The 26700-nt window shown below is 62.0% G+C and carries 24 protein-coding genes and 1 tRNA gene; 21 read left to right on the top strand and 4 right to left on the bottom strand.

Annotated elements, in window-relative coordinates:
- Window position 1 precedes the first annotated feature (1 nt).
- Window positions 2–625: an imidazole glycerol phosphate synthase subunit HisH gene (gene hisH, locus H7C19_RS20930; protein WP_185671002.1), complete on the top strand. Its 624-nt coding sequence runs from the start codon at window positions 2–4 to the stop codon at window positions 623–625.
- Window positions 626–989: 364 nt separating this feature from the next.
- On the opposite strand, the gene H7C19_RS20925 is transcribed toward hisH, so the two are convergent.
- On the bottom strand, window positions 990–1250 hold the full coding sequence (locus H7C19_RS20925) for a hypothetical protein (protein ID WP_185671001.1): 261 nt from the start codon (window positions 1248–1250) through the stop codon (window positions 990–992).
- Window positions 1251–1291: 41 nt separating this feature from the next.
- On the opposite strand from H7C19_RS20925, the gene hisA reads away from it, so the two are divergent.
- The 12 genes from hisA to H7C19_RS20865 all read left to right on the top strand — a co-directional run bounded on the left by hisA (window position 1292) and on the right by H7C19_RS20865 (window position 13577).
- The gene (gene hisA, locus H7C19_RS20920) at window positions 1292–2029 is read left to right on the top strand and encodes a 1-(5-phosphoribosyl)-5-[(5-phosphoribosylamino)methylideneamino]imidazole-4-carboxamide isomerase (protein ID WP_185671000.1); all 738 of its coding nucleotides are present in this window, start codon (window positions 1292–1294) and stop codon (window positions 2027–2029) included.
- A gap of 464 nt (window positions 2030–2493) precedes the next feature.
- Complete coding sequence (gene hisF, locus H7C19_RS20915; protein WP_185670999.1) at window positions 2494–3252, top strand: imidazole glycerol phosphate synthase subunit HisF; 759 nt, start codon at window positions 2494–2496, stop codon at window positions 3250–3252.
- Window positions 3249–3908: a bifunctional phosphoribosyl-AMP cyclohydrolase/phosphoribosyl-ATP diphosphatase HisIE gene (hisIE, locus tag H7C19_RS20910; protein ID WP_185670998.1), complete on the top strand. Its 660-nt coding sequence runs from the start codon at window positions 3249–3251 to the stop codon at window positions 3906–3908. The genes hisF and hisIE overlap by 4 nt, the downstream gene beginning before the upstream one ends.
- 183 nt (window positions 3909–4091) lie before the next feature.
- The gene (locus tag H7C19_RS20905; RefSeq protein ID WP_185670997.1) at window positions 4092–5042 is read left to right on the top strand and encodes a ribose-phosphate diphosphokinase; all 951 of its coding nucleotides are present in this window, start codon (window positions 4092–4094) and stop codon (window positions 5040–5042) included.
- A gap of 327 nt (window positions 5043–5369) precedes the next feature.
- Complete coding sequence (locus H7C19_RS20900) at window positions 5370–7112, top strand: tetratricopeptide repeat protein (RefSeq protein WP_185670996.1); 1743 nt, start codon at window positions 5370–5372, stop codon at window positions 7110–7112.
- 67 nt (window positions 7113–7179) lie between these two features.
- Complete coding sequence (gene trxB / locus H7C19_RS20895; RefSeq protein WP_185670995.1) at window positions 7180–8136, top strand: thioredoxin-disulfide reductase; 957 nt, start codon at window positions 7180–7182, stop codon at window positions 8134–8136.
- A gap of 129 nt (window positions 8137–8265) precedes the next feature.
- Window positions 8266–9222: an ROK family glucokinase gene (locus H7C19_RS20890; RefSeq protein WP_185670994.1), complete on the top strand. Its 957-nt coding sequence runs from the start codon at window positions 8266–8268 to the stop codon at window positions 9220–9222.
- A 206-nt stretch (window positions 9223–9428) separates the two neighbouring features.
- Window positions 9429–10319, top strand: coding sequence for an RNase adapter RapZ (gene rapZ, locus H7C19_RS20885; protein ID WP_185670993.1), 891 nt, complete (start codon window positions 9429–9431; stop codon window positions 10317–10319).
- Entirely contained in the window at window positions 10312–11310 is a 999-nt protein-coding gene (gene mgfK / locus H7C19_RS20880) for a gluconeogenesis morphogenetic factor MgfK (RefSeq protein ID WP_281384918.1), read from the top strand. Before rapZ ends, mgfK begins: the two co-directional genes overlap by 8 nt.
- A 7-nt stretch (window positions 11311–11317) precedes the next feature.
- On the top strand, window positions 11318–12253 hold the full coding sequence (gene whiA / locus H7C19_RS20875) for a DNA-binding protein WhiA (protein ID WP_185670992.1): 936 nt from the start codon (window positions 11318–11320) through the stop codon (window positions 12251–12253).
- A 102-nt stretch (window positions 12254–12355) separates the two neighbouring features.
- Window positions 12356–12625 (top strand): HPr family phosphocarrier protein, encoded by a 270-nt coding sequence (locus tag H7C19_RS20870; protein WP_185670991.1) that lies wholly within the window; start codon window positions 12356–12358, stop codon window positions 12623–12625.
- A 175-nt stretch (window positions 12626–12800) separates the two neighbouring features.
- Entirely contained in the window at window positions 12801–13577 is a 777-nt protein-coding gene (locus tag H7C19_RS20865; RefSeq protein WP_185670990.1) for an SIMPL domain-containing protein, read from the top strand.
- A gap of 199 nt (window positions 13578–13776) precedes the next feature.
- Here the strand turns inward: H7C19_RS20865 and H7C19_RS34920 are convergent, their stop codons facing one another.
- The 3 genes from H7C19_RS34920 to H7C19_RS20850 form a co-directional block, all read right to left on the bottom strand.
- On the bottom strand, window positions 13777–14043 hold the full coding sequence (locus tag H7C19_RS34920; RefSeq protein WP_246469643.1) for a sporulation histidine kinase inhibitor Sda: 267 nt from the start codon (window positions 14041–14043) through the stop codon (window positions 13777–13779).
- A gap of 239 nt (window positions 14044–14282) precedes the next feature.
- The gene (gene clpP, locus H7C19_RS20855) at window positions 14283–14864 is read right to left on the bottom strand and encodes an ATP-dependent Clp endopeptidase proteolytic subunit ClpP (RefSeq protein WP_185670989.1); all 582 of its coding nucleotides are present in this window, start codon (window positions 14862–14864) and stop codon (window positions 14283–14285) included.
- A gap of 156 nt (window positions 14865–15020) precedes the next feature.
- Window positions 15021–15095, bottom strand: a tRNA-Arg gene (locus H7C19_RS20850).
- 364 nt (window positions 15096–15459) lie between these two features.
- On the opposite strand from H7C19_RS20850, the gene H7C19_RS20845 reads away from it, so the two are divergent.
- From H7C19_RS20845 to H7C19_RS20810, 8 genes are all read left to right on the top strand, one after another.
- Window positions 15460–16482 (top strand): sugar-binding transcriptional regulator, encoded by a 1023-nt coding sequence (locus tag H7C19_RS20845; protein WP_185671017.1) that lies wholly within the window; start codon window positions 15460–15462, stop codon window positions 16480–16482.
- A gap of 90 nt (window positions 16483–16572) precedes the next feature.
- Window positions 16573–17580, top strand: coding sequence for a type I glyceraldehyde-3-phosphate dehydrogenase (gene gap, locus H7C19_RS20840; RefSeq protein WP_185670988.1), 1008 nt, complete (start codon window positions 16573–16575; stop codon window positions 17578–17580).
- 196 nt (window positions 17581–17776) lie between these two features.
- Window positions 17777–18958, top strand: coding sequence for a phosphoglycerate kinase (locus H7C19_RS20835; RefSeq protein ID WP_185670987.1), 1182 nt, complete (start codon window positions 17777–17779; stop codon window positions 18956–18958).
- Window positions 18959–18968: 10 nt separating this feature from the next.
- The gene (gene tpiA / locus H7C19_RS20830) at window positions 18969–19724 is read left to right on the top strand and encodes a triose-phosphate isomerase (protein ID WP_185670986.1); all 756 of its coding nucleotides are present in this window, start codon (window positions 18969–18971) and stop codon (window positions 19722–19724) included.
- A 1-nt stretch (window position 19725) separates the two neighbouring features.
- Window positions 19726–21264: a 2,3-bisphosphoglycerate-independent phosphoglycerate mutase gene (gene gpmI, locus H7C19_RS20825; protein ID WP_185670985.1), complete on the top strand. Its 1539-nt coding sequence runs from the start codon at window positions 19726–19728 to the stop codon at window positions 21262–21264.
- Window positions 21265–21778: 514 nt separating this feature from the next.
- Window positions 21779–23071 carry a phosphopyruvate hydratase gene (eno, locus tag H7C19_RS20820; protein ID WP_185670984.1) on the top strand — a complete coding sequence of 431 codons (1293 nt, stop codon included), beginning with the start codon at window positions 21779–21781 and terminating at the stop codon, window positions 23069–23071.
- Window positions 23072–23285: 214 nt separating this feature from the next.
- Complete coding sequence (locus tag H7C19_RS20815) at window positions 23286–25121, top strand: sensor histidine kinase (protein WP_185670983.1); 1836 nt, start codon at window positions 23286–23288, stop codon at window positions 25119–25121.
- A complete protein-coding gene (locus tag H7C19_RS20810) occupies window positions 25114–26634 on the top strand; it encodes a response regulator transcription factor (protein WP_185670982.1) in 1521 nt (506 codons plus the stop codon). Before H7C19_RS20815 ends, H7C19_RS20810 begins: the two co-directional genes overlap by 8 nt.
- The last annotated feature ends 66 nt before the right edge of the window (window positions 26635–26700 follow it).

The raw sequence follows: 26700 nt of genomic DNA, 5'->3' as shown, positions 1-26700 counted from the left end.
GGTGATCGCGATCATCGACTATGGCATGGGCAACCTGCACAGCGTGAGCAAGGCCGTGGAGCGGTTGGGCTGCGATGCGGTCGTCACGTCCTCGGCGGAGGAGATCTTGGCCGCAGACGGCGTGATCCTGCCGGGCGTCGGCGCCTTCGGCGACGCGATGCGCAACCTGGGGGAAACCGGACTTGACGCGACTGTACGCGAATACGCCGCTTCCGGCAAACCCCTGCTCGGGATTTGCCTCGGGATGCAGTTGCTCTTCTCGGAGAGCGAGGAGTACGGCCGGAACGAAGGACTCGGTCTGCTGCCGGGCCGCGTCGTCCGCTTCGAAGGCGACTACAAAGTGCCGCACATGGGCTGGAACGAGCTGGCTTTCGCGCAGCCGAGTCCGCTGTTCGCGGGACTTGCGCCGGGCCATGTCTACTTCGTCCACTCGTTCCATGTGCTGCCGGAACGCCGCGAGGATCTGCTCGCGACGGCGGACTACCACCAGCCGGTGACGGCGATCGTCGGCCGCGGCTCGGTGTACGGCATGCAGTTTCATCCGGAGAAGAGCGGCGAGCTCGGCATGGCGCTGCTGCGCCGGTTCGTGGAGCTCGCCGAGGGCGGCGTTGAGCCGAAGCGTTAATCGCAATGTGCGGTTATCTCGGCTCGGCCGGAGCAAGATGAGGGGCCGTTAACCGCAAAATGCGGTCATCTCGGCCCGTGCGAGGCGGATTGAGTGGCCGTTAACCGCAAAATGCGGTTATCTCGGCCCGGGCGAGGCGGATAGAGGGGCCGTTAACCGCAATGTGCGGTTATCTCGGCCCGGGCGAGGCGGATAGAGGGGCCGTTAACCGCAATGTGCGGTTATCTCAGCCCGGGCGAGGCAGATAGAGGGGCCGTTAACCGCGTGTCTCCGCGAACGCCGCCGCATTGATACTTTCTATCGTTAAAGAGCACAAAATGGTCGCATCTCTCGCTGTAACGATACTTTCTATCGTTACAGACTACTAATCGACCTCATTTGCCGCTGTAACGATACTTTCTATCGTTACAGACCAACAATCGGCCTCATCTGCCGCTGTAACGATACTTTCTATCGTTAAAGAGCACAAAATGGTCGCATCTCTCGCTGTAACGATACTTTCTATCGTTACAGACCAACAATCGACCTCATCTGCCGCTGTAACGATACTTTCTATCGCTACAGAGCAAAAAATGGCTGCTTCCGTTGCCGTAACGATACTTTTTATCGTTACAAAGCAATTCATGGCCGCAACGCACTCCAACCCCGTTCGGAGGGACCATTGACATGTCCAAGTTCATCATCTATCCCGCGATCGACATCCGGGGCGGCAAAGCCGTCCGTCTGGTCCAGGGCGACTATAACCAAGAAACGGTATACAACGACGATCCGGTCGCGGCGGCGCGCGACTGGGAGGCGCAAGGCGGCCAGTGGGTACACTTGGTCGACCTGGACGGCGCCAAGGCCGGCCATCCGGTCAACGACGAGTTGATCGGAAGGATCGCGTCCACGGTGCAGGTGCCGGTGCAAGTAGGCGGCGGTCTGCGCACTGAGGCGGACGTGGAGCGCCTGCTCGGGCTCGGCGTCTCCCGCGTCATCCTCGGCACGGCGGCGATCGAAGACCGCGCGTTCGTGTCCAAGGTGCTCGCCAAGCATGGCGATAAGGTCGCCATCGGCATCGACGCGCGCGGGGGCTACGTCGCGACGCGCGGCTGGCTCGAAACGTCCGAGGTGAAGGCCGAGGATCTGGCCGTCGCGCTCGCTGCAGAAGGCGCGGAGACGTTCATCTTCACGGACATCTCCCGCGACGGGATGATGAGCGGTCCGAACGTCGAATCGATCGCGCGTCTCGCGCAGGTGTCGGGGCGTACGGTAATCGCTTCCGGCGGCGTGAGCAAGCCTGAGGACCTGGCAAACCTGGTGCAGCACGCGGGCGCGGGCGTCGGCGGTGCGATCGTCGGCAAGGCGCTGTATACGGGCAACATCTCCCTCGCAGATGCGGTAAAGCGGTACACGGGAGTCTAAACGAAACACGAATGATCGGCGCGACTCGGCCATGAATCATTACCCATTGTCATCGCGCATTCTTCGCCGTCTTCAGGGAGGCCGGAGATTCAGCGCTGGCGGACAACGCCATCGGGCACGGCCCGCCCACTGCGGCGTCGCCGTCAGCGCGGCCGCCCACTGCGGCGTCGCCGTCAGCGCGGCCGCCCACTGCGGTGTCACCGTCAGCGCGGCCGGCCACTGAGGCGTCGCCGTCAGCGCGGCCGCCCCACTGTGGCGCCGCCGTCAGACGCGGTCCTACTGCGGCGTCGCCGTCAGCGCGGCCGGCCACTGAGGCGTCGCCGTCAGGCGGGCCGCCCACTGTGGCGCCACCGTCAGGCGGGCCCCCACTGTGGCGCCGCCGTCAGCGCGGCCCGCCCACTGCGGCGATGCGGATGCGTCATGGCCCGGTCGCGCCATTCTGCGAATAGAAAGAGGGAGCGCGTATGCTAGCTAAGCGGATTATCCCCTGCCTGGACGTCAAGGACGGCCGGGTCGTGAAAGGCGTCAACTTCGTCAACCTGCGGGATGCCGGAGATCCGGTCGAGCTCGCGGCGATCTACGACCGCGAAGGCGCGGACGAGCTCGTCTTCCTGGATATCTCCGCTTCGGTGGAGGGACGCGCGACGATGGTGGACGTCGTCCGGCGGACGGCAGGCGAGATCACGATTCCGTTCACCGTCGGCGGCGGCATCTCCGCGGTGGAGGACATGAAGCGCCTGCTGCGGGCGGGCGCGGACAAGATCGGCATCAATACGGCGGCGATCAAGAATCCCGACCTGATCGCGGACGGCTCGCGCACGTTCGGCGCGCAGTGCATCGTCGTCGCGATCGACGCGAAGTATAATGCCGAATGGGGCGACTGGGAAGTGTTCACGCACGGCGGCCGCAACCCGACCGGGATCAAGGCGCTCGATTGGGCGCAGGAAGCGGCCCGCCGCGGCGCGGGCGAGATTCTGCTCACGAGCATGGACGCCGACGGTACGAAGGACGGCTTCGATATCGCGCTGACGCGCGCCGTGTCGGACCGCGTCGGCATTCCCGTGATCGCCTCCGGCGGCGCGGGCCATGCGCGGCATTTCGCGGACGTATTCGCCGAAGGGCGGGCGGACGCAGGGCTTGCCGCGAGCATTTTCCACTACAAGGAAGTGACGATCCGGGAGGTCAAGGACACTCTCCGGAACCAAGGAGTGAACGTACGATGACGCAATCGCTAGCCGATCAGATCAAATGGGACGAAAACGGCCTCGTGCCGGTCGTCGTTCAGGACGCGGGCAGCAAGGAAGTGCTGATGCTCGCCTATATGAACCGTGAATCGCTTCGGCGGACGCTGGAGCTGGGCGAGACGGTATTCTGGAGCCGCTCCCGCGGGGAGCTGTGGCACAAGGGCGCGACCTCCGGCCATACGCAGCCGATCGTCTCGCTCCGTTACGACTGCGACGGCGACACGCTCCTCGCGCTCGTCAAGCAGAACGGCGCCGCCTGCCATACCGGCGCATACAGCTGCTTCTATCGCGACGCGGACGGAGAACTGCCGGAGGAGCGCCGGCCGGCGCCGGACCGGTTCGCCGCGCTTTCGGGCCTCGAGACGACCATCGCCCAGCGCTACGCGGAGCGCCCGGAAGGCGCGTATACGACGTACCTGTTCGAGAAGGGGCTCGACAAGATCCTGAAGAAGGTCGGCGAAGAGACGGCCGAAGTGATCATCGGAGCCAAAAACCACGACAACGTCGAGACGCGCAGCGAAGCGGCCGACCTCATTTTCCACTTGATGGTGTTGTTGAAGCAGCAGGGCATCCCGTTCGACGAGGTGCTGCAGGAGCTCGAGTTCCGCCATCGCAAACCGGTCAAGAAGGACTAAGACCGGCTTTGCCCGGGAGATGCTGCGCGCTTGGCGCCAAATGTCGGATTTTCGCAACAAAGCGGCCGCTGAATGCCCTAGATTCGGGCAAGAAGGGTTTTGGCGAACGGTGGAATCTCATGTATAATAATAGGGAAGATAGATTCGCGGTTGCCTTACTCGACCGAACCTTTGGAGGGGCACATGTACAGCAGCAAGCTTCGTATTTTTTCCGGATCATCGAACCCGGTGTTGGCCGAGAAGATAGCCGACCAGCTAGGTCTGCCTCTCGGCAAGATTAAGCTTTCGCGCTTCAAGAGCGGCGAAGTTTACGTTCACTATGAGGAGACGATCCGTAACTGCGACGTGTTCCTCGTGCAATCGTTATCTCATCCGATCAACGACTTTTTCGTAGAGCTGCTCGTCATGATCGATGCCGCCAAGCGGGCTTCCGCTCGGACGATCAACATCGTGCTTCCTTATTACGGCTATGCGCGCCAAGAGCGCAAAGCGGCGCCCCGGGAACCGATCTCCGCGAAGATGGTGGCCGACGTCCTGACGACGGTAGGCGCCTCGCGGATCGTGACGATCGACCTGCACGCGCCGGCGATTCAAGGCTTCTTCAATATCCCGGTGGACCACCTCACGGCGCTCGACCTCATCAGCGACTACCTGCGGGCGAAGAACATCCAGAACCCGGTCATCGTCTCGCCGGACGCGGGCCGCGCGTCTACGGCGGAGAAGCTGGCGAACCAGCTCGACTCTCCGTTCGCGATCATGATCAAGAAGCGCCCGGCGCACAACGAGTCGGTCATCACCCACGTCATCGGCGAAGTCGAAGGCTACACGCCGATCATCATCGAGGACATGATCGACACCGGCACGACGATCGTGAACGTCGTCGAGGGACTGAAGGAACGCGGAGCCGAGGACGTCTTCGTCTGCGCGACGCACCCGCTGTTCTCCGGCAACGCCCTGCAGAAGCTGGATCACCCGAACATCCGGGAGGTCGTGGTTACCGACACCATCCTGCTGCCGAACGACCGTTCCGAACGGTTCAAGGTGCTCTCCGTGGCGCCGATGCTGTCCGAAGCCACGAAGATCATCATGGAAGGCGGCTCGATCAGCACGCTGTTCAAGACCGCGGGCGTCTAGCGACAATCGAATCCAACAACGTGTAGGAGAAAGGATCTCCCCTCCGCGACAGGCGGACGCGGGCGGTCCTTTCTTGCTCATTCCGTACGGATTCGTATGGCGATCCGCCGCTCCCGCGGGGATCTTCGTTCCCGGCGGGCCGCCCTTATTTCGAGGAGGGAGGAGCCGTTTCCCCTTGCGCGGCGCGGCGAAGCCAGGATTACGCGGTTTTATGGATGGTGATGCTGTGTTATAATCGGATTGACGAAAAGACGGCTGCGGGCCGACGGACGACAGGGTATGACAATTTAGACAAGACGAATGAACTACCGGGGAGGTGCCTTGCCGATGAATCAGCGGAAGCGCGCGATCGCGAAGAGCCGTCGCCCGAAAGTGATTCCGTTCTCTTTGGACGCGACTTTTTTCTTTGAGCGGGCGGTGCAATCGCTGGATCGGTTCCATTACGACAAGGCGCTGAAGTACTTCCGCCGGGCGGTCGAATACGAGCCGGACAATCCGGTGAACCACTGCAACATGGCCGGCATTCTGTCGGAGATGGGGCGATACGAGGAATCGAACGTGATTCTGCGGTCGGTGCTCGATCAGATCGACCCCGCCATGACGGAATGCTATTACTATCTGGCGAACAACTACGCCAACATGGAGCTGTACGAAGCGGCCGAGGAATCGCTCGTGCGCTACTTGGAGACGGATGCGGAAGGCCAGTTCCTCGACGAGGCGGATGAGCTGCTCGATCTGCTGAACTACGAGCTGAACCGCCCGACGAAGCTGTCGACGATCAAGTCCAAGGAGAACCTCTACGCCCACGACAAGGCGCGGGAGCTGCTCGAGGCGGGCCGCTTCGCCGAGGCGGTGCGCATCCTGGAGGACATCATCGGGCGGCAGCCCGACTTCCTCGCCGCGCGCAACAATCTGGGCTTGGCTTATTACTATATGGGCCTGTTCGACAAGTCGGTGCAGACGATCGGCGAAGTGCTGGCGGCCGAACCCGGCAATCTGCACGCCCTCTGCAATCTGGCGATCTTCTACCAGCACGCGAATCAGCGGTCCGAGTTGACGTCGCTGGTCGCGGTGCTGAAGAAGACGGTCCCGATTCACCCCGAGCACGTCTTCAAGCTGGCGACGACGCTCGGCATCATCGGCGACCACCGCGAGGCTTACCGGCACTTCCGCAGGCTGCTGCGCACGGGCGAGCTGGCGGGCGAGCCGAGCCTGCATCACTTCGCGGCGGTGGCCGCGGCGAATATCGGCCGTCTGGACGATGCGGAGCGCCACTGGCTGCAGGCCAAGCGCCTCGATCCGTCGCCCGCGGTGCCTGATTTCTACCTCCGCAAATTGGCCAAGGTAAGGGAGGGCCAGGAGAAGGCGCCCGCCCAGTACCATTACCATCTGCCGTTCGACGAGCAGTTCCGCGAATGGGAGAAGCGGCCGGAGCTCGTCTCCGCCACGCTGAAGAAGGACCCGCTCATCCGCTCGTCCTTCTTCTGGGCGCTGCGCCACGGCGACCGGCGCACGAAGATGCAGGTCATTCAGGCGCTGGGGCTCGTCGCCGACGAAGAGGTGATCGAGGCGCTGAAGGCGTTCCTCGTCGATCCCGAGGAGGACGACGAGCTGAAGCGGGTGGCCGTGCTGGTGCTCCGGTCGATCGGCGTGGAGGACGCGCTGAACGTCATGTTCAGCGGCCGCACGCTCACGCTGGAAGCCCGCCGAAGGTCCGCGCGCCTGCCGGTCTGGGACAGCTCCTGGCAAGGCATCCTGGAGCAGGCGATGTCGCAGATGGCGGAGCGGTACGACGTCGTGCAGCAGCATGACATGATGACGCTCTGGGTCGATTACCTCTCGCGCGTCTACCCGGACGTGCCGAAGCTGCACAACGCTTCGGGATGGGCGGCCGCCTTGGAGTATTGGACGGCGAAGATGCACCGCAAGACGGTGACCTATGCCGATCTGGTCAGCCGCTACGGCGCCTCCCAGGCGACGATCAGCCGCTACGCGAACCGGATTGACGAAGCTTGCGGCATTCGGGAGAAGCTAAAACTAACGAACCGTTCATTCCAGGAACAAGGCTAACGTTTGTTGCGGAACAACGGTTCAACTGTTACAATCGTAATTACAGTTGGCCGAGGAGGAATGAATTATGTCATCTTACAAGAGCATCGTGATCGGAACGGGACCCGCAGGCCTCACGGCCGCCATCTACTTAGCGCGCGCGAATCTGAGCCCGCTCGTCATCGAAGGCCCGGAACCGGGCGGTCAATTGACGACGACGACCGATGTCGAGAACTTCCCGGGCTTCCCCGAGGGCATCATGGGACCCGACCTGATGGCGAACATGCGCAAGCAAGCGGAGCGCTTCGGCGCGGAGTTCCGCACCGGCTGGATCAACTCGGTGGAGCTCGCGCAGCGTCCGTTCACCTTGAACCTCGAAGGGGGGGAGAAGCTGACGGCGGAGACGCTGATCATCTCGACCGGCGCTTCGGCGAAGTACCTGGGCATTCCCGGCGAGAAGGACAACGTCGGCCGCGGCGTCAGCACCTGTGCGACTTGCGACGGCTTCTTCTTCCGCGGGAAGAAGATCATCGTCGTGGGCGGCGGCGACTCCGCGATGGAGGAAGCGAACTTCCTGACGCGCTTCGCGTCGGATCTGACGCTCGTGCACCGTCGCGACGAGCTGCGCGCCTCCAAGATCATGCAGGATCGCGCGCGCGAGAACGAGAAGATCAGCTGGGGACTGAACCGTACGCCGCTGGAAGTCGTGGCGGGCGATATGGGCGTCACCGGGCTGAAGGTCCGCAACAACGAGACCGGCGAAGAGGAGATTCTGGATGCGCACGGGGTGTTCATCGCGATCGGCCATACGCCGAATACGAAGTTCCTCGGCGGACAGGTGGAGACGGACGAGCACGGCTACATCGTGACGAAGCCGGGCTCCTCCGAGACGAACGTCCCTGGCGTATTCGCCTGCGGCGACGTTCAGGACACGAAGTATCGCCAAGCCATCACGGCCGCCGGCAGCGGATGCATGGCGGCGCTGGACTGCGAGAAGTATCTCGAAGGCTCGATGGTGCACGACTGGAGCCAGACGCTCGGCTGATCCGGCCGGCGGCACGGCGCGGCAGACGCGCCGAAGGGAAGCTTGTTTAAACTTATGTCGCGTTCGCCCTCTACGGAGGCTTGCGAACCGTCGTAATGAGTCCAATACAATCATGAGGTGTCGACCACTATGTCTCAATCGCTTTACGTTGGCGTCGATTTAGGTGGAACTTCCATCAAGATCGGCTTGTGCAATGACAAGGGAGAGCTGCTGCGCACGTTCGAGGGCCCGACCGATACGGACCAGGGTACGGACAAGATCATGAGCAATATCGCCGCTTATGTGAACGAGCTCGTTCCTCCCGGCACGCAGGAGTGGGATGACGTCAAAGGCGTCGGCATCGGCATCGCCGGATTCCTCGACATTCCGAACGGCATCATCGACTTCTCGGCGAACCTGCCTCCCCTCCGGAACGTGCCCGTGCGGCAGATCATGGAGGAGAAGCTCGCCAAGCCGATCAAGATCAACAACGACGCCAACGTAGCCGCGTTGGGCGAAGTATGGGGCGGCGCCGGCAAAGGCGTCCAGAACTGCGTCTGCTATACGCTGGGCACCGGCGTCGGCGGCGGACTGATCGTGAACGGCCGGCTGATCGAGGGCTTCAGCGGCATGGCCGGCGAGCTCGGCCATATGTCCATCGTGCCGGACCTCGAAGCGATCCAATGCGGCTGCGGCCAGATGGGCTGCCTAGAGACGGTATCCTCCGCCACGGGCATCATCCGGATGGGCAAGGACGCGGTCGAGCGCGGGGACCGCACGTCGCTGTCGCTCATCGAGACGCCGCTGACGGCGAAGGACGTGATCGACGCCGCCAAGGCGGGCGACGAGGTGGCGCAGCGCATCGTGAGCCGCGCAGCCTTCTATCTGGGCAAGTCGATGGCGGCGGTCGCGGTCGTCATCAACCCGCAGCGCTTCATCATCGGCGGCGGGGTGAGCAAGGCGGGAGAATATCTGTTCGAGCAGATCCGCCAAGTGTTCCGCAAGTATTCGACGGACGCGGCGCAGAAGGGCGTGGACATCGTCGCCGCCGAGCTGGGCAACAACGCCGGCGTCGTGGGCGCGGCGGGCCTCTTCCTTTACGCTTAACTTCAGACTTGGCGCCTGCTTCGCCCGTACCGGCGGGCAGGCGCTTTGTTCATGGCGGAGCGGTCCGGATCCGCGCCATGGAGCGGTCCGCATTCGCGCATCGTTCCGGTTCAGACGACTTCACCGCACGGCAAGCGGGCGAAGCCGTTTTTGCTTCACGTCACAGCATGGTTAGGGTTGGCCTGCATGGGGAAGGAGAGATGGAGATGGATACGACGATAACCAAACCGACGCTGGTGATCATCACCGGCATGTCGGGGGCGGGCAAGACGATCGCCGTCCAGAGCATGGAGGACCTCGGCTTTTTCTGCGTCGACAACTTGCCGCCGGTGCTGATCCCGAAGTTCGCCGAACTCATCGATCAATCGCAGGGACGCATCGGCAAGGTGGCGCTGGTCATCGATTTGAGGGGCCGGGAGTTTTTCACCGCGTTGTCCGAATCGCTGAGCTATATCCGCGAGCACTATACCATTCACTATGAGATCCTGTTCCTGGACGCGACCGACTCGGTGCTCGTTCAGCGCTACAAGGAAAGCCGCAGACGCCACCCGCTCGCCGTAGGCGGCATGCCGCTCGAGGGCATCCAATCGGAACGCAAGCTGCTGGAGGATCTGAAGGGCTGGGCGACGCAGGTGATCGACACGAGCAGCCTGAAGCCCGCGCAGCTCAAGGACAAGATCGTCTCGCGGTTCACGAATCTGGACCGCAACAAGATCTCCATCAACGTCACCTCCTTCGGCTTCAAGTACGGCGTGCCGATCGACGCCGATCTGATCTTCGACGTCCGCTTTCTGCCGAATCCGCACTATGTCGATGCGCTCCGTCCGAAGACGGGGCAGGACAGCGAAGTGTACGATTACGTCATGAAGTGGCCGGAGACGCAGACGTTCCTGTCGAAGCTGCTCGACATGCTGCAATATTTGATCCCCTTGTACCACAAAGAAGGCAAGAGCCAAGTCGTCATCGGCATCGGCTGCACCGGGGGCAAACACCGCTCGGTCGCCATCGGCGAGTACCTGGGGCGGATGCTCAGCGCGGGCGAGACCGAATCGGTGCGCGTGAGCCATCGCGACGCGGAACGGGACCGGCATGGCTAAGGCGCAGATCGGCGCCGGGCCGCTGACGCGTCGTCCCCGGATCGTCGTCATGGGCGGCGGGACCGGGCTGTCCGTGATGCTGCGCGGCTTGAAGCAGAAGCCGCTCGATATTACCGCGATCGTCACCGTCGCGGACGACGGCGGCAGCTCGGGCATTCTCCGGCAGGAGCTGCAGATGCCGCCGCCGGGCGATATCCGCAACGTGCTGACCGCGCTCGCCGATGCCGAGCCGCTGCTCGCGGATATGCTGTCCTACCGTTTTCAGAACGGGAACGGATTGGCCGGACACAGCCTGGGCAATCTGATATTGGCGGCGATGACGGACATCTCCGGCGACTTCGTCACCGGCGTGCGGGAGCTGAGCCGCGTATTGGCCGTACGCGGGCGCGTGCTGCCCGCCGCGAACCAGGCCATCCTGCTCAAAGCGGAGATGGCGGACGGCACGATCGTCGTCGGGGAATCGCAGATTCCGAAGGCCGGCGTCGCGATCAAGCGGGTGTTCATCGAGCCGGAGCACGTGGAGCCGCTCGTCGAGGCGGTCGAGGCGATCCGCGAGGCGGATGCGATCCTGATCGGTCCCGGGAGCCTGTATACGAGCATCATCCCGAACCTGCTCGTGCCGAAGCTGGCAGAGGCGATCGTGGGCGCGGATGCCGTGAAGCTGTTCGTCTGCAACGTGATGACCCAGCCCGGAGAGACGGACGATTACTCGGTGAGCGACCATCTGGACGCCGTTCATGCCCATGTCGGCCACCATCTGTTCGATTACGTGATCGTGAACGACGGCGAGATCCCGCCCCAAGTGCACAGCATGTACGCCGAACAGGGCTCCAAGGCCGTCCACCTGGACCTTGAGGAAGTCGAGCGGCGCGGCTACAAAGTGATCGCGGACCGGCTCGTGATGTTCCGCACGTATCTGCGCCACGACGCGGCGAAGCTAAGCGGGCATATCTACCAGCTGGTGAAAGACTGGATGTTGCGAAAGGGGTGAGAGACGGTTGTCGTTCGCTGCTCAAACCAAGAAAGAATTAACGATGATCGAGACGGAATCCTGCTGCGACCAAGCGGAGTTGTCCGCGCTCATCCGCATGAACGGGTCGGTGTCGCTGACCAACAAGCGGATCGTGCTGGACGTCTCGACCGAGAATGCGGCCATCGCCCGCCGGATCTATACGCTCATGAAGCGGCAGTACAACGTGCCGACGGAGCTGCTGGTCCGCAAGAAGATGCGCCTGAAGAAGAACAACGTCTATATCGTCCGCGTGCCCGCCGGCGTCGACCAACTGCTCAGCGATCTGAAGATCGCCGGAGCGGGCTTCCAGTTCCATCCGAGCATCGACAAGGACCTGGTGCGCAAGTCGTGCTGCAAGCGCGCCTACCTGCGCGGGGCGTTCCTCGCGGGCGGCTCCGTGAACAATCCGGAGGGCTCCTCCTATCACTTGGAGATCGCTTCGATGTACGAAGAACACTGCAAGGCGCTCGTAGACCTCGCGAACAAGTTCCAACTGAACGCCCGATTCATCGAGCGGAAGAAGGGCTTCATCTTATACATCAAGGAAGGCGAGAAGATCATCGAGTTCCTGAGCATCATCGGCGCGCATCAGGCGCTGTTCAAGTTCGAGGACGTCCGCATCATGCGGGACATGCGCAACTCGGTGAACCGGATCGTGAACTGCGAGACGGCGAACCTGAACAAGACGATCGGCGCCGCGGTCCGGCAGATCGACAACATCAAGCTGCTGCAGAAGGAAGTCGGCCTGGAGAATATGCCCGATAAGCTTCGCGAAGTCGCGGAGATCCGGCTGAAGCACCCCGACATGAACCTCAAAGAGGTCGGCGACATGCTCAAAGGCCAGGTCAGCAAATCGGGCGTGAATCATCGTCTCCGCAAAATCGACGAGTGGGCCGAAAAAATCCGTAACGGCACGGTATAACCTGGTGGCGTAATGGTTCTGACTAATGCTATAATAGGTAACAGACCATGCGCGGTGGGTCCCGTGAACCGGGATGAGATCAAGATAGGGGGTATCCGTTCCATGACGAGACAGCCGGTGGTTGTTCGGCTTAAGACGGGGCTTCACGCCAGACCGGCGGCATTATTCGTGCAAGAAGCCAATAAATTCTCCTCCGATGTCTTCGTGGAGAAGGAAGACAAGAAAGTGAACGCGAAGAGCATCATGGGAATCATGAGTCTCGCGATCAGTTCGGGCACCGAGGTAGCCATCAGTGCCGAGGGTTCGGATGCGGAGCAAGCTGTAACCGCTTTAGTCCAACTCGTCAGCAAGGAAGAGCTCGAGAACCAATAATAAGCGAGAATGCGCTCAAAGCTCCCCTTTGCGGGAGCTTTTTGCATAGGGACATATCTCCGCGCCGCCCGCCCCTCTGCACCGGGATCTCGTCTGCAAATTCGAGTTGGTAATCCTGCAACCTTTTACCTATGCTAAGCGTTGAATAGACAAACTGACGGAAGGGGTTACGATCATGCGGGCAAAAGGCGTGCAGATCGCAGTGCTGGCTACGGTAATGGTAGTCGCGGGATGGTTCGGCTATACGAATGGAGGCGTGCAAGCGGTGTCTGCGGAATCGCCGGCGGTCACGGCCGCAACAACGGCAAACGTACAGAATACGGTTACGGTCGGCGCGGAAGGTTCGATTAAGGTGGAGCCGGACGTGGCTTACCTGAACTTCGCCGTAGAGGCGCGGGGCGCGACGGCGCAAGCGGCGCAGCAGGAGGCGGCCAAACGGTTCTCGGCGGTGGAGAAGACGCTGTACGAGACGTTCAAGCTGGATCGCAAGGACGTGAAGACGACGAGCTTCAGCGTGCAGCCCGAGTACACGTATACGGAGAAGGAAGGCCAGAAGCTGAAGGACTACCTCGCCTCGCACCAGGTCCAGGTTACCTACCGCGATCTGGATAACATCGGCAAGCTGCTGGACGCGGTCTCCGCGGCGGGCGCCAACCGGATGGACGGCGTGCAGTTCGGCACCGAGAAAGAGGAGCAGTACCAGCTGGAGGCGCTGAAGAAGGCGATGGCGAACGCGGACGCGAAAGCGAACGTGCTGGCCGTATCCGCCAAGCGTCAGCTCGGCCAGGTGATCAACATCGTGCAGGGCGAAGCGGCGTCGGTGCCGATCATCCGGCAGAACGCCTTGTTCGCGAAGGAGATGGCGAGCGCGGCTGCCGATGCGGGCTCCTCCATTCAGACGGGACAGATCGAGATCGCGGCGAACGTGACGGTGCAGTACGAGATGAAGTAACGACGGCAGGCCGGAGCCTGGGAGCGGATGACGCTGCCAGGCTCTTCTCTGTAGATAGCGCCCCGGACCTTCGGTATCCCGACTCGGATGAAGACAAGAAAAAAAGCGATCGGCAGGATGGGGCCTGCATCCGATCGCTTTGCATGGGTGAGCTTGAACCTATCCTTGACGTATGCTGGGCAGGCTGCCTGCGGCTGGATTAAGCTTTGAGACGGTGCTCCAGATTCCGCAGCTCGATCGCATCTTCCAGCAGTTCGATGAATTCGCTAGACAAGTTCATTTTCTTCGCTTCCCGATATACTTCCAGCAAATGCTCGTCCTTCAGCGGACGAAGCAACGATGCCTTATCTTTCAAGTTGCGAGCGATCATGTGGCTTGGATCGTCGTTGCCGGAGTTGGCGCTGTTCATCTCGGATGCGGACAAGGGGCGCGGCACCAAATGCAAGGAATGGGTGTGCTGATTCATTGAGGAGATCCCCCTTTTTGCGTGATTCCTATTCCATAGCAAGATATGGAGGTTTATGGAATGTTTCCTTGCTATAGCATATCACGTTGATGGGCGTTCGCAGAGGGGTGATTCAAGCCTTTGAATTTTTCTTGACAAAATCGAGTTTGTGTGGTAAAAAGATGGGCCAGTTGGTGTGGAATAAAGACAAGCCCGCTGCCTCCGGTTCGGAGAGAGCGGGCTTGTTCGTGCGATTCGGGTTAGATCTTCTCGATGACTTTGTCGACGAGGCCGTACGCCCGGGCTTGCTCGGCTTCCATGAAGTTATCGCGGTCGGTGTCCTTCTCGATGCGCTCGAGCGGTTGGCCCGTGCGTTCCGAGAGGATGCCGTTCAGCTTGTCGCGAAGCTTCAGGATGCGACGCGCGCGAATCTCGATGTCGCTCGCTTGGCCTTCGGCGCCGCCGAGCGGCTGGTGAATCATCACTTCGGCGTTCGGAAGCGCGAAGCGCTTGCCCTTGGCGCCGGCCGCGAGCAGGAAGGCGCCCATCGAGGCGGCCATGCCTACGCAGATCGTAGAGACGTCCGGCTTGATGTACTGCATCGTATCAAAGATCGCCATCCCGGCCGTGATCGATCCGCCTGGGCTGTTGATGTAGAGATGAATGTCCTTCTCCGGATCTTCCGCAGCCAGGAACAACATCTGCGCGATAATGGAGTTGGCCACCACGTCGTTCACTTGGGTGCCCAAGAAGATGATCCGGTCCTTCAGCAGACGGGAATAGATATCGTACGCCCGCTCTCCTCTGTTCGTTTGTTCTACAACCATAGGGACGAAGCTCATGCGAAGATCCCTCCTTTGGAAATGGAATGACTACATTCTAAAGTATCAGAAAGCAAAAGTCAAAGAAAGTCAAACTAAGGGCATAAAAAAACGACCTCTCTCGGCGGTCGCGGGTTTGCTTGTCTGCAGGATGGTGAATCCTGTGTAAGGTTGGGTTGGCGCGCCCGTAGGGAATCGAACCCCAATCTCAGGCTCCGGAGGCCTGCGTCATATCCGTTGGACCACGGGCGCTTGCAACAACAGCAAGATTCATTATAGGCGATGGGGGTAGGAAAAGCAAGCGGAAATCCGAAACCGCGCAACGGGGTAAGAATATGTGTCCAAGCTGCACGCGTAAACGGCCGCGGCTGTGCCTGCTGCGGGCAGGAACGATATGGAAGGGAGACGACGCGGTCAAGGCCGAGCGATAAGAAAATGTGACGAATCGTTGAAGTCAAGGCTTGCAAGCGAAGCGTCATTGAATTAAAATGAAAGCATGAAGTGGGACTTAAAATTAGGTGGTGGGACGTTTTCGGTCCAACACAGTCCGCTTCATTTCGACGATCCGCATTCAGAAGAAGGCGCGATTCCGGTAACCGAGGGAGAGACGGCAGGAATGCGGAAGATGCTCGACATTCAGAAGAAGCTAGTGCCCGACCTGGTTCAGGTGCTGCAGAAGCGTTACGACATTCTGCACCGCATCCGCGTGTCGGGAACGGTGGGCCGGCGGACGCTGGCCGCCAGCGTCGATCTCACCGAGCGCACGCTGCGCGCCGAGCTCGACCTGCTGCGGGCCCAAGGGCTGCTCGAGGCCGGCACGGCCGGCATGACGCTGAGCGACGCGGGCAAACGTCTCCTGGAGGAGATGGAGCCGCTCGTCAAGGAGATGTTCGGCCTCGCGGACCTGGAAGAGGCGGTCCGCGCGAAGTTCGGCCTGAAGCAGGTCGTCATCGTGCCGGGCGACTCGGACGACTCCGACGACGTGAAGCGGGAGCTCGGCCGCGCGGGGAGCAGGGTGCTGCGCCACGTGCTCACTCCCGGCGACGTCGTGGCCGTCATGGGCGGATCCACGATGGCGCGCCTCGCGGCGCACCTCTCGGTGCCGTCCCCCCTGCGGGACAACTGGTTCGTCCCGGCGCGCGGCGGTCTCGGCGAGAGCGTGGACTACCAAGCGAACACGATCGCCGCCGAGCTGGCGAAGCGGACGGGCGCGCGGTACCGGATGCTGCACGTGCCCGACCACCTGAGCGAGGAAGCCTACCAGTCGATCATGCAGGAGCCGAACGTGCGGGAAGTGGTGGACATGATCCGCAGCGCGCGCATCGTGGTCCACGGCATCGGCGACGCGACGGCGATGGCGCGGCGGCGCAAGCTGGACGCCGACACCGTTCAGGAGATTCTGCGGGACGGCGCGTTGGCGGAGGCGTTCGGCTACTACTTCGACCGCGAAGGCGCGGTGGTGCACCGGATGGCGACCGCGGGCCTGCGGCTCGAGGACATCGAGGCGGCCGAGTCGGTCATCGGCGTCGCGGGCGGACATAGCAAGGGCGAGGCGATCGCGGCGGTCATGCGCTTCGGGCACGACGACGTGCTCGTCACCGACGAGGCGGCGGCCCAGGAGGCGCTCAGACACGCCTAGCCTCGCCCAGGAAGAACTTGTGGTCTCGGCGCTTAGCGGCGCCTGCTATAGATCAAAATAAAAATAAGAATTTCCAAGGAGGAACCATCAATGACGGTAAAAATCGGTATTAATGGCTTTGGACGGATCGGACGCAACGTATTCCGCGCTTCTCTGAACAACCCTAACGTAGAAGTAGTCGCGATCAACGATTTGACGAACGTCAGCACGCTGGCTCATCTGCTTAAATATGACACGACGCACGGCAAGCTGGACGCCACGGTTGAAGTTGCCGAAGGCGCGCTGATCGTCAACGGCAAGACGGTTAAAGTATTCGCGGAGCGCGACCCGGGCGTCCTGCCTTGGGGCTCCGTAGGCGCTGAGATCGTCGTCGAATCGACGGGCATCTTCACCGCGAAGGACAAAGCCGAGCTTCACCTCAAAGGCGGCGCGAAGAAAGTCATCATCTCCGCACCGGCTACGAACGAAGACATCACGATCGTCATGGGCGTCAACCAAGACAAGTACGACCCGGCCCAACACACGATCATCTCCAACGCTTCCTGCACTACGAACTGCCTCGCGCCTTTCGCGAAGGTCATCAACGATCAATTCGGCATCGTCAAGGGCATGATGACGACCGTCCACTCCTATACGAACGACCAAAGCGTACTCGACGTGCCGCACAAGGATCTGCGCCGCGCTCGCGCCGCCGCCGAGAACATCATTCCTTCCACGACGGGCGCCGCCAAAGCGGTATCTCTCGTCCTGCCGGAGCTCAAAGGCAAGCTGAACGGCATGTCGCTGCGCGTTCCTACGCCTAACGTATCCGTAACCGACCTGGTTGCCGAGCTGAAAGTCAACGTCACGGTCGAAGAAGTGAACGCCGCCCTCAAAGCCGCTTCCGAAGGCCCGCTCAAAGGCATCCTGAACTACTCCGAAGAGCCGCTCGTATCGAGCGACTACAACGGCGACGCCGCTTCCTCCACGATCGACGCGCTGTCCACGATGGTCGTCGAAGGCAACATGGTCAAAGTCCTCTCCTGGTACGACAACGAATGGGGCTACTCCAACCGCGTCGTAGACCTGGTAACCTTCATCGCCAGCAAAGGCCTGTAAGACCGAACTTAAATTCTCGAAAACGGAAAAGAGGAGACGCCGCGCTCCTCTTTCCGTCTGCGTAGCCCGGGAAGGATCGCCGCCGACGCCGTATCCGGGGGCCGGATCCCGCCCGGAACCGATCTTCGGGCGGCCCGGCGGCTCCCGGCCGCCGACGGCCGATACAGGCTTTTGAATAGTAGGAGGAGTGTGGACCATGAACAAGAAAAGTGTTCGCGACATCGACGTATCCGGCAAAAAAGTATTCGTACGCGTCGACTTCAACGTACCGCTCGAGAACGGCGCCATCACCGACGACACCCGCATCCGCGAGACGCTCACGACGATCCGCTATCTGATCGAGAAAGGCGCGAAGGTCATCCTGGCGAGCCACCTCGGCCGTCCGAAAGGCGAAGTCGTGGAAGAGCTGCGTCTGACGCCGGTCGCCGCCCGCCTGTCCGAGCTGCTCGGCAAGCCGGTCGTTAAAGCCGACGAAGCCGTAGGCGAAGCAGTCCTGGCGAAGGCGAACGCGCTGAACGCCGGCGACGTGCTGCTGCTGGAGAACGTCCGCTTCTACCCGGGCGAAGAGTCGAACGATCCGGAGCTGGCGAAGCAGTTCGCGGCGCTCGCCGACGTCTACGTCAACGACGCGTTCGGCGCCGCTCACCGTGCTCACGCTTCCACCGAAGGCATCGCGCATCATCTGCCGGCCGTATCCGGCCTGCTGATGGAGAAGGAGCTCGACGTTCTCGGCAAAGCGCTGAACAACCCCGAGCGTCCGTTCACGGCGATCGTAGGCGGCTCCAAGGTCAAGGACAAGATTGACGTCATTAACAAGATGATCGAGATCGCCGACAATATCGTCATCGGCGGCGGCTTGTCTTATACTTTCCTCAAGGCGCAAGGCAAAGAGATCGGCCAATCGCTGTGCGACAACTCCAAGCTCGACCTGACGCTGGAATTCCTCGAGAAGGCGAAGAAGCTCGGCAAGAACTTCTACCTGCCGGTCGACATCGTCGTCACGGACGAATTCAGCGCCAAGGCGAACACGAAGATCGTCGACACCGACGGCATCCCGGCCGATTGGGAAGGCATCGATATCGGACCGAAGACGCGCGAGATCTACGCGGACGTCATCAAGAACTCCAAGCTGGTCGTCTGGAACGGGCCGATGGGCGTATTCGAGATCGAACCGTTCTCGCACGGCACGCGCGCGGTCGCGCAGGCTTGCGCAGAGTCGGCAGGCTACACGATCATCGGCGGCGGCGATTCGGCGGCTGCTGCGGAGAAGTTCCACCTGGCCGACAAGATGGACCATATTTCCACCGGCGGCGGCGCGTCGCTCGAATTCATGGAAGGCAAAGCACTTCCGGGCGTCGTGGCGCTAAACGATAAGTGAGGGTGAACCCATGAGCAGAACTCCGATCATCGCAGGCAACTGGAAAATGTTCAAGACGGTCTCCGAGGCCGTCTCGTTCGTGAACGAAGTCAAGGGCAAGGCCGAAGTCGCAGGCGTAGAGAGCGTCATCTGCGCGCCGTTCACGGCGCTGCCGGCGCTCGTCGAAGCCGTGAAGGGGACGTCGCTGAAGGTCGGCGCGCAGAACCTGCACTTCGAAGACAACGGCGCCTTCACGGGCGAAGTGAGCGGCGTCATGCTGAAGGATCTCGGCGTGCATTACGTCATCATCGGCCACTCCGAGCGCCGTCAGTACTTCGCGGAGACGGACGAGACCGTCAACAAGAAGACGCATGCCGCTTTCAAGCACGGGCTGACTCCGATCGTGTGCGTCGGCGAGAAGCTCGAAGAGCGCGAAGCCGGCAAGACCGACGAAGTGAACCGCGTGCAGACCGAAGCCGCGCTGGCGGGCCTCACGGCCGAGCAAGCGGCCCAAGTCGTCATCGCGTACGAGCCGATCTGGGCGATCGGAACGGGCAAGTCTTCGAGCGCGACCGACGCGAACGAAGCCATCGCCTACATCCGCAGCGTCGTGAGCGGCCTGTTCGGCGCCGAAGTCGCGGCCCAAGTCCGGATCCAATACGGCGGCAGCGTGAAGCCGAACAACGTAGCGGAATACATGGGCCAACCGGATATCGACGGCGCGCTCGTCGGCGGCGCCAGCCTGGAGCCGGCATCGTACGCAGCGCTCGTCGAGGGGGCGAAGTAAGATGGCCGCACCCAAACCGGTTGCGCTGATCATCCTGGACGGCTTCGGCCTTCGCGAGGAGACCCACGGCAACGCGGTCGCCCAAGCGAACAAGCCGAACTTCGACCGCCTGTGGGCGACGTATCCGCATACGCAGCTGACGGCCCAAGGCGAAGCGGTCGGCCTGCCGGAGGGACAGATGGGCAACTCCGAAGTGGGCCATCTGAACATCGGCGCGGGACGTACGGTGTACCAGGATCTGACGCGGATCACGAAGTCCATCCGCGAAGGGGACTTCTTCGACAACGAGACGCTGCTCGGCGCGGTCCGCCACGCCAAGCAGAACGGCAAGAAGCTGCACCTGTACGGCCTGCTCTCCGACGGCGGCGTGCATAGCCATATCGCGCACTTGTTCGCGCTGCTGGAGCTCGCGAAGAAGGAAGAGCTGACGGACGTGTACATCCACGCGTTCCTGGACGGCCGCGACGTCGCGCCGGACAGCGCGGTGGGCTACCTGACGCAGCTCCAAGCGAAGATCGAAGAAGTCGGCATCGGCCGCATCGCGACGGTTCAAGGGCGCTACTACGCCATGGACCGCGACAAGCGCTGGGAGCGGACGGAGAAGTCCTACCGCGCCATGGTGTACGGCGAAGGCCCGACCTACGTCGATCCGATCCAAGCGGTGAAGGAATCGTACGAGAAGTCGGTCATGGACGAATTCGTCATGCCGACGGTTATCGTGGGCGCGGACGGCAAGCCGGTCGGCCTGGTCGAGTCGGAGGACGCGGTCGTGTTCTTCAACTTCCGTCCGGACCGCGCGATTCAACTGTCGAACGTGTTCACGAACGAGGACTTCCGCGGCTTCGACCGGGGTCCGAAGTGTCCGAAAGGGCTGTACTTCGTCTGCCTGACGCTGTTCGCCGAATCGGTCGGCGGATTCGTGGCTTACAAGCCGAAGGAGCTCGACAACACCCTCGGCGAAGTGCTCGTGCAGCAGGGCAAGACGCAGCTGCGCATCGCGGAGACGGAGAAGTACCCGCACGTCACGTTCTTCTTCAGCGGCGGACGCGACGTCCAGCTGCCGGGCGAGACGCGAATCCTGATCAACTCGCCGAAGGTGGCGACGTACGACCTGCAGCCGGAGATGAGCGCCTACGAAGTCGCGGACGCGGCGGTGAAGGAGATCGAGGACGAGAAGCACGACGCGATCATCCTGAACTTCGCCAACCCGGACATGGTCGGACACTCCGGCATGCTGGAGCCGACGATCAAAGCGGTCGAAGCGACCGACGCCTGCCTCGGCAAAGTCGTCGACGCCATCCTGGCGAAGGGCGGCATGGCCGTCATCATCGCGGACCACGGCAACGCCGACATGGTCATCGACGACAACGGCCGTCCGTTCACGGCGCATACGACGAACCCGGTGCCGTGCATCGTGACCAAGCCGGGCGTGACGCTCCGCAGCGACGGCATCCTGGCCGACGTGGCGCCGACGCTGCTCACGCTGCTCGAGCTGCCGCAGCCGGTCGAGATGACGGGCCGCACGCTGATCCAGGGCTAACCAAGAGCCGCGTGATGGGGAGTATGTAAGCCGAAAAATCGGGTTACAGCACCGATATCGCGCGACCTGGGGGCTGTAAGCCGAAAGAATCGGGTTACAGCCCCGAAATCGCGAGACCTGGGGTCTGTAAGCCGAAAAAATCGGGTTGCAGCGCCGAAATCGAGCGACCTGGGGTCAGTAAGCCGAAAAAATCGGGTTACAGCGCCGAAACGCGCGAACTGGAGTCTGTAAGCCGAAAAAATCGGGTTACAGCACCGATATCGCGCGACCTGGGGTCTGTAAGCCGAAAAAATCGGGTTACAACGCCGAAATCGCGCGACCTGGGGTCTGTAAGCCGAAAGAATCGGGTTGCAGCCCTGCTCAATCATCCTTTACGCCATGAAAGATCAACCGCGCAAGCGACAGGCGAAGAGAATGCAACGCTTGTCTGCCGGGCGCGTAACATACCTAGTGCAGTCCCAAGGCCGCGTGCCATCAAGACCCTAAATTAACGACCCTAAGGAGTGTTCAACCCATGACGATTATCTCTGACGTGTACGCACGCGAAGTCCTCGACTCCCGCGGCAACCCGACTGTCGAAGTTGAAGTTCGTCTCGAATCCGGCGCGTTCGGCAGCGCCATCGTGCCATCCGGCGCATCCACCGGCGCCTACGAAGCCGTTGAGCTTCGCGACGGCGACAAAGACCGCTACCTCGGCAAAGGCGTCGAGAAAGCCGTAGAAAACGTAAATTCCATCATCGCGCCGGAAATCATCGGCTACGACGCGCTGGACCAAGTCGCGATCGACCGCAAGATGATCGAGCTCGACGGCACCCCGAACAAAGCGAAGCTGGGCGCGAACGCGATCCTCGCCGTCTCCATCGCGGTAGCCCGCGCTGCGGCAGACGCGCTGGACCTGCCGATCTACGCCTACCTGGGCGGCTTCAACGCCAAGACGCTGCCGGTTCCGATGATGAACATCGTCAACGGCGGCGCGCATGCCGACAACAACGTCGACGTGCAAGAGTTTATGGTCCTGCCGGTAGGCGCGCCTACCTTCAAGGAAGCGCTCCGCACGGGCGCCGAGATCTTCCACGCGCTGAAGTCCGTCCTCAAGGCTAAAGGCCTGAACACGGCCGTAGGCGACGAAGGCGGCTTCGCGCCGAACTTCGGCTCCAACGAAGAAGCGTTGTCCACGATCATCGAAGCGATCGAGAAAGCCGGCTACAAGCCGGGCGTCGACGTGTTCCTGGGCATGGACGTCGCTTCCACCGAGTTTTACAAAGACGGCAAATACCACCTCGAAGGCGAAGGCAAGTCCTTCACCTCCGCCGAGTTCGTCGACCTGCTCGCGAGCTGGGTAGACAAATACCCGCTGATCACGATCGAAGACGGCTGCTCCGAAGACGACTGGGAAGGTTGGAAGCTGCTGACCGACCGTCTGGGCGGCAAAGTCCAACTCGTCGGCGACGATCTGTTCGTCACGAACACCGAGCGTCTGGCTGACGGCATCGAGAAGGGCGTAGCCAACTCCATCCTCGTCAAAGTCAACCAAATCGGCTCCCTGACCGAGACGTTCGACGCGATCGAGATGGCGAAGCGCGCCGGCTACACGGCTGTCATCTCTCACCGTTCCGGCGAGTCCGAAGACAGCACGATCGCCGACATCGCGGTGGCGACGAACGCCGGCCAGATCAAGACGGGCGCTCCGTCCCGTACGGACCGCGTCGCGAAGTACAACCAATTGCTCCGCATCGAAGACCGCCTGGGCGGCGCCGCGCAATACGCGGGCAAGAAGGCGTTCTACAACTTGAGCAACCTGAAGTAATCCGCCTCGCGCTGCAGCGCGAAGCCAATGCAACTTCCCAAAAGGCGAACCCGACTGTGCATGCACACGGGTTCGTCTTTTTGCTGTGTACGGGGGACGGCTGGTTGGTCAGTCAGCAGGACGCTTCCTCCGAGTGGCGCGCCTTCGAGGATGAGCATGCTATAATGGGTGCACGCGATTTATCATCTTGCCTGCCTGCGAGGGAACCATACCGTTGAGACTCGGGAAAATCTACCGCAACTATATCCGGAACAACCTGTTCACCAAGGTGATCGTGACCTTCGCCGCGATCGTGATCGTGACGATCATCACGCTCTCCTACCTGCTGTTCAACTTCATGTCCGCCTCGATCGTGGAGAGCGAGCTGGACAACCAGCGGGAAGCGATGGACCGGGTGAGCCGCTATATCGACGAGAAATACGAATGGGTGCAGAATGCGATCGCGGACGTGTACCGAAACGACACGCTGGCGGCCAGCGCCTCCTACCTGCTAACGCACCCTTACCAGGACTACGTGCAGTATACGCTCGACCGCGCTTACGCCGGAGGGGACGACAGCAGCTCGAACATCCTGGCGTTCCTGAGAGACCGGCGGGACACCGACCCGGACATCCGCAACCTTATTCTGTACAGCGCCGAGCGGCAGGAGATGTACGTCTATATGCCGTTCGGCACCCGCAAGCTGTTCAACGTGAACCGGGGCAACTCGTACGTGCCCGACGTCATGTCGGCCGAAGGGCCTGTCGCTTCGACGCCGAACGTCTGGGTGCGCAAGACGATCGGCCAATGGGATCAGCAGCTCTACTCGATGCGCGCCCAGCTCAACGACAAGAACACGCTGAAAAATATCGGCCAGTTCTTGGTCTACTTCGACTCCGGCCTCGTCAGCAAGTCGCTCGCCCAGGCCGGCAAGCCGCTCAAAGGAAAGATCCTCGTGCTGACGCCGGACGGGCAGGTGATGTTCGACTCGTCCGGCCGGGGCTACGGCGAGACCTACCCGTACATGAGCGAGCTGCAGTCGCCGAAACCCGTCGAGCAGCTGGACGAGCCGTCCTACGTCTCGCTGCTGACGCAGAACAAAGCCGGCTATCTCGTCGTCGGCATCTCGCCGAAGCGGGAGGTCGCCAAGGCCTACGAAGGACTCCGGCGGACGATCATCCTGATCAGCGCGGCCTGCATCGCGGTCGCCGTCGTCATCCCGTCGCTCGTCGTCGCGCGCATCGCGAAGCGGACGAACAAGATCGTCCGCTTCATACGCAAGGTCGAAGGCGGCGATCTCGGCGCGCGGCTCCAGGATCCGCGGGAGGACGAGCTGGGCCAGATCTCGCAGAGCTTCAACGAGATGCTCGACGAGCTGAACCGGCGGATCGACCGGGAATACAAGGCCGAGATCCGGATCAAGCAGACCGAGCTGGCCGCGCTGCAGGCCCGCGTGAACCCGCACTTCCTGTACAATACGCTGGAAGTGATCCGGATGCGGGCGATGTCGCAGGGCGCGAAGGACGTCGGCGAGATGATCTACAGCCTCGCCGCGCTGTTCCGCAACGTCGTCCATACGGGCGAATCGTGCACGCTCTCCGAGGAGCTGGAGATGTGCCGGCTGTATCTGGAGCTGTTCCGCATCCGCTACAAGGACAAGTTCGCCTATACGATCGAATGCGATCCCGCGCTCGCGAACGTCGCGGTATTCAAGATGCTGCTGCAGCCGATCGTGGAGAACTACATCGTGCACGGCCTGGAGACGCAACGGTCGGACAACCGGTTGACGATCGCGGCATGCCGGGACGAGGAGTCGATCGTCGTCCGCTTCGCGGACAACGGGAGAGGCATCGCGGCGGAGCGGCTGCGGCAGATCCGGCAGGCGCTGGAGTTGCCGGAGGCCGAGGGCCAAGGCGTCTCGTTCGGCCTCCGGAGCGTGCACGACCGGCTGCGGCTGGTCTACGGTCCACCGAACGGCGTGAATATCGAGAGCGAGCCGGGCAGCGGCACGGAAGTAACGGTCCGCTGGCCGGGCGGCGATGAGAAGGGAGCAGCGAACAGCGATGTATAAAGTTCTGATCGTCGATGACGAGCCGTTCATAAGCGAAGGGTTGAGCGACGCGGTCGATTGGTCCGCCTTCGGCCTGGAGGTCGTCGGCACCGCGGAGAACGGGGAGCAGGCGCTGGAGCGGCTCCGGGAGGCGCCGGCCGACATTCTGATCACCGACATCTCCATGCCCGTCATGGACGGTCTGGAGCTGATCCGGCACGCGCGGGAGCGGCTGCCGCAGCTCAAGGTCATCATCCTGAGCGGATACAACGAATTCGACTACCTGAAGCAAGCGATGCGGCTCGGCATCGAGAACTACCTGCTGAAGCCGGTCCACTTCGAAGAGCTCCACGCCACGCTCTCCGGGACGGTCGACAAGCTGAACGCGCAGCAGGCCGAGCGCCCCTTCGGCGACGACGAGATCGGCATCCTGCGCGACAACGTCATGTACCGCTACCTGACCGGCCGCATCTCCCCGCCCGAATGGGCGGAGCGGACGGCGCTCCTGCGCATCGACCTGACGAAGCCGTACGCGGCCGTCGCGGTGCTGCGGGCGCAGGGCGGCGCGGAGGCGGCGTATGAGGCCGCCGAGGCGCGGTTCAAGGAGGAATCCGCCGCCGTCGTGTTCCGCGACCTGGAGGAGGACACGGTCATCGTCTTCGGCTTGGACGATCCCGAGACGGGCAAGGCCGAAGCCGTCCGTGCGCTGGAGTCGCTGGCTGACGCGCTCGAAGGGCATGCCAGTCCCGTCCGCGTCTCGATCGGCGGCGCCTGCCCGATGGCCGAGGTCGGCGCCAGCTACGAGCAGGCGCGCAAGGCGCAGCAGTTTTTCCTCGTGCTGCCGGACCGCGCGTTCGTCGACTATGACCGGCTGCCGTCCGCCGACGAGACGGCCTTCCCCGCAGAGCTGCTGAGCTGGGATGTGTACGCCAAGTGGGTCGTCGCCCGGGAGCAGGACGCGCTGACCGACCAGATCGCGAGCGACTTCCAAGCGATCCGCGCGGCCGAGGGGCTGAACCCGACCCGGGCGAAGACCGCCGCGATCGAGCTCGTCATCCGCATGAAGATGGAGGCGGACAAGCTGAGCCGCGGCGACCGGGGGGAGGGCTTCAAGGAAGCGCTGGAGCGCATCACGGGCGCGGATTCGCTGGAGGAGGTCGAGCGGGCGGTCCAGTCCGCCGCGCAGCTCTCGGTCGAGTCATACTCCGGCGAGGACCTCAGCCCCGTCATCCGCCAGGTGCTGCGCCACATCGAGTCGCACTATACCGAGGGGCTGACGCTCAAGTCGCTGGGCGAGCAGTATCATATCCATCCCAACTACCTCGGGCACCTGTTCCACAAGCAGACGGGGGATACTTTCGCGGATCGGATCAACAAGTTCCGGATCGACAAGGCGAAGGAGCTGCTGAAGGACAGCCGGCTGAAGGTGAACGAGATCGCGCGGCAGGTCGGGTACCTGGAGATCGGCTATTTCTACAAGCAATTCAAGAAGCACGTCGGCATCTCGCCGAGCGAATACAAGGGGCTGCTGTGACGCGCGAAGGCGTTCGGCGGTTCCTTTCTTTAGTTTGTACATGATATCTTTGGTTTCTTGTATTTT

The sequence above is a fragment of the Cohnella nanjingensis genome (genome assembly GCF_014212125.1).
In the GTDB taxonomy this organism is placed as follows: Bacteria; Bacillota; Bacilli; order Paenibacillales; family Paenibacillaceae; genus Cohnella; species Cohnella nanjingensis.
This window is presented reverse-complemented; position numbering and strand designations above follow the sequence as displayed.